Annotated in this window: 5 protein-coding genes; 2 read left to right on the top strand and 3 right to left on the bottom strand. The window is 60.5% G+C overall.

What is annotated here, in order from left to right; all coding sequences use genetic code 11:
• Positions 1–335 precede the first annotated feature (335 nt).
• Complete coding sequence (locus tag ACB040_RS20560) at positions 336–2,918, bottom strand: bifunctional acetate--CoA ligase family protein/GNAT family N-acetyltransferase (RefSeq protein WP_338773264.1); 2,583 nt, start codon at positions 2,916–2,918, stop codon at positions 336–338.
• A 73-nt stretch (positions 2,919–2,991) separates the two neighbouring features.
• Positions 2,992–3,183 carry a hypothetical protein gene (locus ACB040_RS20555; protein WP_005339486.1) on the bottom strand — a complete coding sequence of 64 codons (192 nt, stop codon included), beginning with the start codon at positions 3,181–3,183 and terminating at the stop codon, positions 2,992–2,994.
• A 192-nt stretch (positions 3,184–3,375) separates the two neighbouring features.
• Between ACB040_RS20555 and ACB040_RS20550 the strand changes: the two genes are divergently transcribed.
• The gene (locus ACB040_RS20550; RefSeq protein WP_338773265.1) at positions 3,376–4,236 is read left to right on the top strand and encodes a hypothetical protein; all 861 of its coding nucleotides are present in this window, start codon (positions 3,376–3,378) and stop codon (positions 4,234–4,236) included.
• Here the strand turns inward: ACB040_RS20550 and ilvY are convergent.
• Positions 4,225–5,118, bottom strand: a complete 894-nt coding sequence (ilvY, locus tag ACB040_RS20545; RefSeq protein ID WP_005342097.1) for an HTH-type transcriptional activator IlvY — start codon at positions 5,116–5,118, stop codon at positions 4,225–4,227. The genes ACB040_RS20550 and ilvY overlap by 12 nt on opposite strands.
• Positions 5,119–5,339: 221 nt before the next feature.
• Between ilvY and ilvC the strand changes: the two genes are divergently transcribed.
• A complete protein-coding gene (ilvC, locus tag ACB040_RS20540; RefSeq protein WP_371156303.1) occupies positions 5,340–6,821 on the top strand; it encodes a ketol-acid reductoisomerase in 1,482 nt (493 codons plus the stop codon).
• Positions 6,822–7,041 lie beyond the last annotated feature (220 nt).

Below are 7,041 nucleotides of genomic sequence, written 5' to 3'. Positions count from 1 at the left end.
GTTCAGTCGGTTAGAATACCGGCCTGTCACGCCGGGGGTCGCGGGTTCGAGTCCCGTCCGCTCCGCCACTAATTTGAAGGCCTTCCCTGATGGGAAGGCCTTTTTGCTATGTGCGATCTTGCCCATAAGTCCCACAGATTTGTACGCAAGAACCAACACAAAGCCCGGTTTCATAACCGGGCTTTTGTATTTTTAGCGCCTTAAACCAACAATATCTGGCTTTTCTCTGCCAAGTAAGAGTGCCAGATAGCCGGTTATTTCCACCATTTTCTGACTATATCAGAGCCTTATCAGTTTCATTCACGGCCATTTGAATGACTCTACAGGTGGTCAAATCAGGCTTGTGTTGCTTGCTGAGTACAGGGCAGTTCCATATTGACCACCCCCTCTTCCATTTGCACGTCGATCTTGAAGCCAAGCCGTTTGGCGAGGTTGACCATGCCACGATTGCTGGGCATGGTCATGCCGGATAGCTGGCCAATCCCCTGCTCTTTGGCGTAGCGGATGATCTTCTCCATCATCAATTTGCCGAGCCCCACCCCTTTCAAGTCCGATCGCACCAGAATGGCAAACTCGGCATCGCTCTGGTCCGGGCTCGAAATGGCGCGTACCACGCCGAGGATTTGATCCTGCAGCTCGCCATCTTGCCCCACCGCCACAAAGGCCATCTCCCGGTCGTAATCGATCTGGGTCATGCGAGCCAGCTCTTCATGACCCAGTTCACCCACATCGGCAAAGAAGCGTTTGTACCTGTCTTCATCGGAGACCTGCAGCACGAACTGCTTGTGAGCCGGTTCATCTTCCGGCCGGATCGGGCGCAACAGGATATGGCGCTGATCTTTAAGCCAGGCACCTTCCTCCAATTCGGTAGGATAGGGGCGGATCGCCAGTCGGTTGCTGGTCGGGATGGCGGGGTCAGCCAGCATGAGGCTGGCATCCAGTACCACCATTTCGGCACCACACGCTTGTAGCGGGTGCAGGTCCAGCTCCTGAATCTCCGGAAAGGCGAGCAATAGCTCGGAGAGCTGGCAGAGCACCTGACCGAGGGCATCGATATCCAGTCGCTCCGGCGTGGCCTGTTCGCGGATCTTGCGGCTCTTGAGGGCGCCGATGATCTGGTAACGGGCCAGCGCCTGATTGAGTGGCGGTAGCGCTGCAACCATCTCCTGCGGTTCCGCACCCGACTCACCCAGCAGAATGACGGGGCCAAAGATGGCGTCTTGCTGGATCCGTACCCGCAGCTCGAGGCCGCCGCTGCGGCGAGCCATCCGCTGCACCAGCAAGCCTTCGATACGGGCGCCCGGATCATGCTGTTTGACCCTGTCCAGAATGGCATCTGCAGCTTGTGCCACTTCGGCCGAGGTGCGCAGATTGAGTACCACTCCGTGTACGGCAGACTTGTGCAGGATATCGGGCGAGCGCAGTTTTACCGCCACCGGGTAGCCGATCTGCTCGGCGGTGAGGGTCGCCTCGATGGCGTCGGTGACGATCCAGGTTGGCAGGGTCGAGAGACCTGCGGCTTGCAAAATCGGGTGCACCAGATGGGTATCCAATCTTAGCTGTTTGCGCTCCTGAGCTTGGCGGATCAGCTGCTGGCACAGCTCGCCATTGAGCTGGTTGCCATGCAGGGATGCCGGGGTTTCCATCAACTGCTTCTGGTTGCGGCGGTATTCCACCATGTGCATGAAGGCGGCCATGGCGCTTTCCGGCGTGCGGTAGGTCGGGAAGCCCGCCTCGGTAAAGAGTTTACGCCCCTCCTGCGCCGAGTATTCGCCCGCCCAGTTGGTGAGGATATTGAAACGGCGCGCTCTGGGATGCTGCTTCAGATGGGCGATAAGATGGCTTGCCAGCGGCGCGCTCAGTGCCGTGAGCGAGGGGGCGTGGATGATCAGGATGGCGTCGATGCCATCTTCCTGCAACACGCTGTCCAGTGCCTCCTGATAGGTGGTGATGGTCGCATCGCTGCCGATGTCGAGCGGCGGGCGAGCCAGCTTGCCGCCCCGCTCCAGCAGCACATCCACCGCCATATTGGCCAGCCCGCGGCCGTTAGAGATGATGGCGAGCCGCTCCCCCTTGAGGGTCATGGAGTGGCTGAGGGTTTCCACCGCGGCAAACAGTTCGTGGGTATCCCGTACCCGCAGCATGCCGGCGCGACGGATGGCGGCATCATAGACATTGTCGAGACCGTGGGCCGGATCGTGGCGCCCGCTTTTCAGTACCAGGATCGGCTTGTTGCGCGAGGCTGCCCGCGCTGCCGAGAGAAAGTGGCGGGCGTCGTGCAACTTGTCCATGTAGATCAAAATGGCGCGGGTGACGCTGTCGCGGGAGAGCTGATCCAGCAGCTGGCCGAAGTCGATGTCGCAGTGATCGCCAAGGGAGATGAAGGCGGAGAAGCCCAGTTCATGCTGCTTGGCCCAATCCAGAATGGTGGTGCTGACGGCGGCGGATTGCGAGAGAAAGGCGACCTGCCCCGGCTTGGCAGCAATGGGTGAAAAGCTGGCGTTGATCCCCTGGCCGGGCAGCAGCATTCCCATGCTGTTGGGGCCGAGCAGGCGAATGTCATATTGCTGGCAGACCCGTTTCAGCTCCAGTCGCTCCTCGGGGGAAAAGTCGGCGGCCAGTATGATGGCTGCTCCCGCGCCCTTTTGGCCGAGCACTTCCAGCAACGGCAAGACCCGCTCCCGCCTGGTGCAGATGATGGCGAGATCCGGGGTCAGCGGCAGGCTGGCGATGTCGGGATAGGCCAGCACGCCGGCGATGGACTTGTTGCGCGGGGTGACGGGGAGGATGGGCCCTTTGAACTGGCCCGCCAGCAGGTGGCGCACGATCACATGACCTGCCTTGAGCGGGTCGGTCGAGGCGCCGATCACGGCGATTGAGTGGGGTTTGAACAGCCGATCCAGACCGCTTGCTTTCATGGGCACTCCCGACAAAAGGGGGAAGATACCAGTCTAATACGCCTTTGCTGCGGGTTCTGTGACCGGATCCTGATCACCGTTTGTTCAGGGCATTGGCACGCAGATAAAAGCGCAGTTCGCCTTGCACCCGGCGAATGGCTCCCAGGTGGCGTTCCTGCAGATAGATATCCTGCTCCCGATCGAGCGCCGTGCTGGGTACGCCCATGCTCTGCAGATACTCGTCAAACAGGGTTGAACCCTTGATCTCTACCAGATGCTGTTTCATGGCTCTCCTCCCTGCGCCTTGGCGTTTGTTGATGAACGCCCAGTCTGCGATGACCTGCCGGGTTTGCCTATTGTCACTTTTGACACGAGATTTGACACGAGAGCGCTCACACATCTTTCAGAGAGGGCGCCGTTGAGACGCTGGCTGGCGTTATAGTATGGCGAGGAGCACGAGGCACGGATGGTGCACAGGATGATCAGAGTTTGGTGGTGGTGCATGGCACTGTGGACGCTTGGCGTATCGGCAGCCGAGCAGCCTATCCGCGCCTGGAATCTGCTGCTGGATCATCCCAACCCCGCCGTCGTCCAGTTGTTGCGCCTCTCCCTCGATCTCACCGTGCCCGAATATGGCCCCTATCAGCTGGTATCCAGCCCGCAGATGGAGCAGGGGCGGGCGGTGAAGGAGCTGCGTAGCGGCGAGCTGGTTCAGATCGGTGTCTTTGCCCCCGATGGTGAGCGAGAGCGGGAGTTGCTGGCAATTCACATTCCGCTGGCCAAGGGGCTGCTCGGCTGGCGGGTGTGTCTGGTTCGGCAGGGGGATGAGGGGCATTTTGCCGCGATCGAGTCGTTGGCAGACTGGCATCGCGCCGGGTTCTCCATCGGTCAGCACAGATCCTGGCCAGACACCCAGTTGCTGCGGGCCAACGGCCTCAAGGTAACGGTGGGCAATCTTTATGAGGTGCTCTTCAACATGCTGCGCAAGAAGCGCTTTGACTGCTTCCTGCGCTCGGTCATCGAGGTCGAGGATGAGCTCAGGCAGCATCCCGATCTCGCCATCGAGCCCCGTCTGGTGTTTCGCTATCCGCTGGCGCTGCTGTTTTTCGTTTCGCCAAAATATCCGGAGCTGGCGCAGCGCATCGAGCTCGGCCTGCTGCGGGCGCGGCAGTCTGGTGCTTTTGACCGGGTTTTTGAAGAGGGATTCGGCAGCACTATTCGGCGGCTGAAACTGGATGAGCGGGTGCGCCTCGAGCTGCACAACCCCGACTTGCCGCAGCCCAGCCGCATCATGATGGCCGATCCGGCCCTTATCTATAATCCGGTGTCAGCGCAGTGAACCCTGATTCTGCGCGGTATCCCAGAAGGCGCGGATCAGCGGTTCCTCCAGCCGCTTCTTGAGCACCCCGATCCCCACATCAAATGGCTTGAAGGCGGGCTTGAGGTCGATGATCCGCACCTTGTCGCCGAGCGGGCTGTGGTCGATCACCGCCGCCGGCACCAGTCCCACGCCACAGCCGAGCGCCACCATGGCGACGATCCCCTCGTTACCCGCCACTTCGGCATAGATGTTGGGGGCGATCCCCTTGTTGCGAAACCACTGATCGCTGCGTTTGCGGGCCAGCCCCTGCTCGGAGAGGATGACTGGCAGCTGCTCCCAATCCGGCTCGCCTTGACGGAACCACTGGTTCAGTTGCGGGGCGTTGCGCGGTGCGATAAAGACCAGCGGCACCAGCTGCAGGCTGGCGAACTCCAGCTTGGCGGGCAGGGCATCGGGGCGAGCGGCGATGGCGAGATCGGCTTCGTCGGCCAGGATCTTGTCCACCGCCAGCGCCGGGTCGCCGGTCTCCAGCTTGATCTCCAGCTGGGGGTAGCGGCGGCGAAAGCGCTCCAGTACCTCGGGCAACAGAAAGTAACTGGCGGTGACCGAACAGAAGACCCGCAGACGACCTTGCAGTGGTTCATCGCTGCGTTTGAGCTCCTGCTTGAGCTGACGCCACTCCTGCAACAGGCCGCCGCCGAATTCGCGCAGCTTCTCGCCGGCGGGGGTGAGCCGTACCGAGCGGTTGTCCCGCTCGAACAGGATGCAGCCGGTCTCCTGCTCCAGTCGCTGGATGGCGCGACTCAGGGTGGAAGGGCTGACCGCCATGGCATCGGCACTCTTGCCGAAGTGGAGGGAGTCGGCGAGGTGGAGAAACAGCTCGAGATTGCGAAGGTCCATCTTTCAGCTCCTGGCGCGGCTTGTGTGCCCGATATCCAGCGGTTGGCGGCTTGCTTCTGCCATCTCGCGGTACATTCAGCAGGCAATTATGAAGGGTGATCGTTTCAGTTATTGCAACGTACTATTTCGAATATATCAGTTCAGGCAATAAGTGTCCCGCGCTATAGTGGTTCAGACAACGCCGCTATCCGGCATGGAATCAATCGAACGGAGCAATCACCATGGCTAACTATTTCAACACCTTGAACCTGCGTCAGCAGTTGGCCCAGCTGGGCAAGTGTCGTTTCATGCAGCGCGAAGAGTTCGCGGACGGCTGCAACGTGCTGAAGGGCAAAAAGGTGGTGATTGTGGGCTGTGGTGCCCAGGGTCTGAACCAGGGTCTGAACATGCGCGACTCCGGGCTGGATATCTCCTACGCCCTGCGCAAGGCCGCCATCACCGAGAAGCGTGCTTCTTGGCAGAAAGCCACCGACAACGGCTTTGCGGTCGGTACCTATGAAGAGCTGATCCCGACCGCCGATCTGGTGCTGAACCTGACTCCGGACAAGCAGCACTCTGACGTGGTGAAAACCGTGATGCCGCTGATGAAGCAGGGCGCCGCGCTGGGCTACTCCCACGGCTTCAACGTGGTGGAAGAGGGGCAGCAGATCCGCTCCGACATCACAGTCGTGATGGTGGCGCCCAAGTGCCCGGGTACCGAAGTGCGTGAAGAGTACAAGCGTGGCTTTGGTGTACCGACCCTGATCGCCGTTCACCCGGAGAACGATCCCAAGGGCGAAGGCATGGCCATCGCCAAGGCGTGGGCCTCTGCCACCGGCGGCGACCGTGCCGGGGTGCTGGAATCCTCCTTCGTGGCGGAAGTGAAATCCGACCTGATGGGCGAGCAGACCATCCTCTGCGGCATGCTGCAGGCCGGTTCCCTGCTCTGCTACGACAAGCTTGTTGCCGAAGGCACAGACCCGGCCTACGCCGGCAAGCTGATCCAGTTCGGCTGGGAGACCATCACCGAAGCCCTGAAACAGGGTGGCATCAGCCTGATGATGGACCGCCTGTCCAACCCGGCCAAGTTGCGCGCCTTCGAGCTCTCCGAGCAGCTCAAGACCCTGATGCGCCCGCTGTTCGAGAAGCACATGGACGACATCATCGCCGGTGAGTTCTCCCGCGGTATGATGGCCGACTGGGCCGAAGATGACGTCAAACTGTTCACCTGGCGTGAAGAGACCGGTAAATCCGCCTTCGAAAACGCCCCGGCGTTCGCTGGCAAGATTGCCGAGCAGGAGTACTTCGACAATGGTGTGGTGATGGTGGCCATGGTCAAGGCGGGTGTCGAGCTGGCGTTCGAGACCATGGTGGCTTCCGGTATCTACGAGGAGTCCGCCTACTACGAATCCCTGCACGAGCTGCCGCTGATCGCCAACACCGTTGCCCGCAAGCGCCTGTACGAGATGAACGTGGTCATCTCCGATACCGCTGAGTACGGTAACTACCTGTTCGCCAACGCCGCCGTGCCGTTGCTGCGCGAGCACTTCATGCCGACCCTGAAAGCGGGCGATCTGGGTGCCAGCAAGGCGGAAGGGCAGAGCGTCGACAACTTGGCGCTGCTAGCGGTCAACGAAGCGACCCGTAACCACCCGATCGAGAAGATCGGTCAGGTACTGCGTGGCTACATGAAGGACATGAAACGCATCGCCGTTGGCGGTTAAGTCTGCATCGGGCTGGATGATGAAGGGGCGGGGATGACGATCCCCGTCGCCGGTCGGACTGGACACCCGCTCGGCCAGCCAGAAAAATCAGCCTGACAGTCATAAAAAAGGCTCTGTCCCAATTACGTGTTGAAAGGCTAATCTTGAAGTAGGCCATCACCTTGAGGTCTACCAATATGGATACCCCAGCCTTTCAACACCTGTTGTCCCTTTTTCCCCA

The organism is Aeromonas sp. S11(2024) (genome assembly GCF_041402345.1).
Classification (GTDB): domain Bacteria; phylum Pseudomonadota; class Gammaproteobacteria; order Enterobacterales; family Aeromonadaceae; genus Aeromonas; species Aeromonas veronii.
Note: the sequence above shows the minus strand (reverse complement) of the source record. Positions and strands in the feature narration are given on the sequence as shown.

Bases quoted from the DNA above. Each gene is read 5' to 3' on its own strand.
- ACB040_RS20560 (WP_338773264.1), bottom strand. From the start codon at position 2,918: ATGAAAGCAAGCGGTCTGGATCGGCTGTTCAAACCCCACTCAATCGCC.
- ACB040_RS20555 (WP_005339486.1), bottom strand. From the start codon at position 3,183: ATGAAACAGCATCTGGTAGAGATCAAGGGTTCAACCCTGTTTGACGAG.
- ACB040_RS20550 (WP_338773265.1), top strand. From the start codon at position 3,376: ATGATCAGAGTTTGGTGGTGGTGCATGGCACTGTGGACGCTTGGCGTA.
- ilvY (WP_005342097.1), bottom strand. From the start codon at position 5,118: ATGGACCTTCGCAATCTCGAGCTGTTTCTCCACCTCGCCGACTCCCTC.
- ilvC (WP_371156303.1), top strand. From the start codon at position 5,340: ATGGCTAACTATTTCAACACCTTGAACCTGCGTCAGCAGTTGGCCCAG.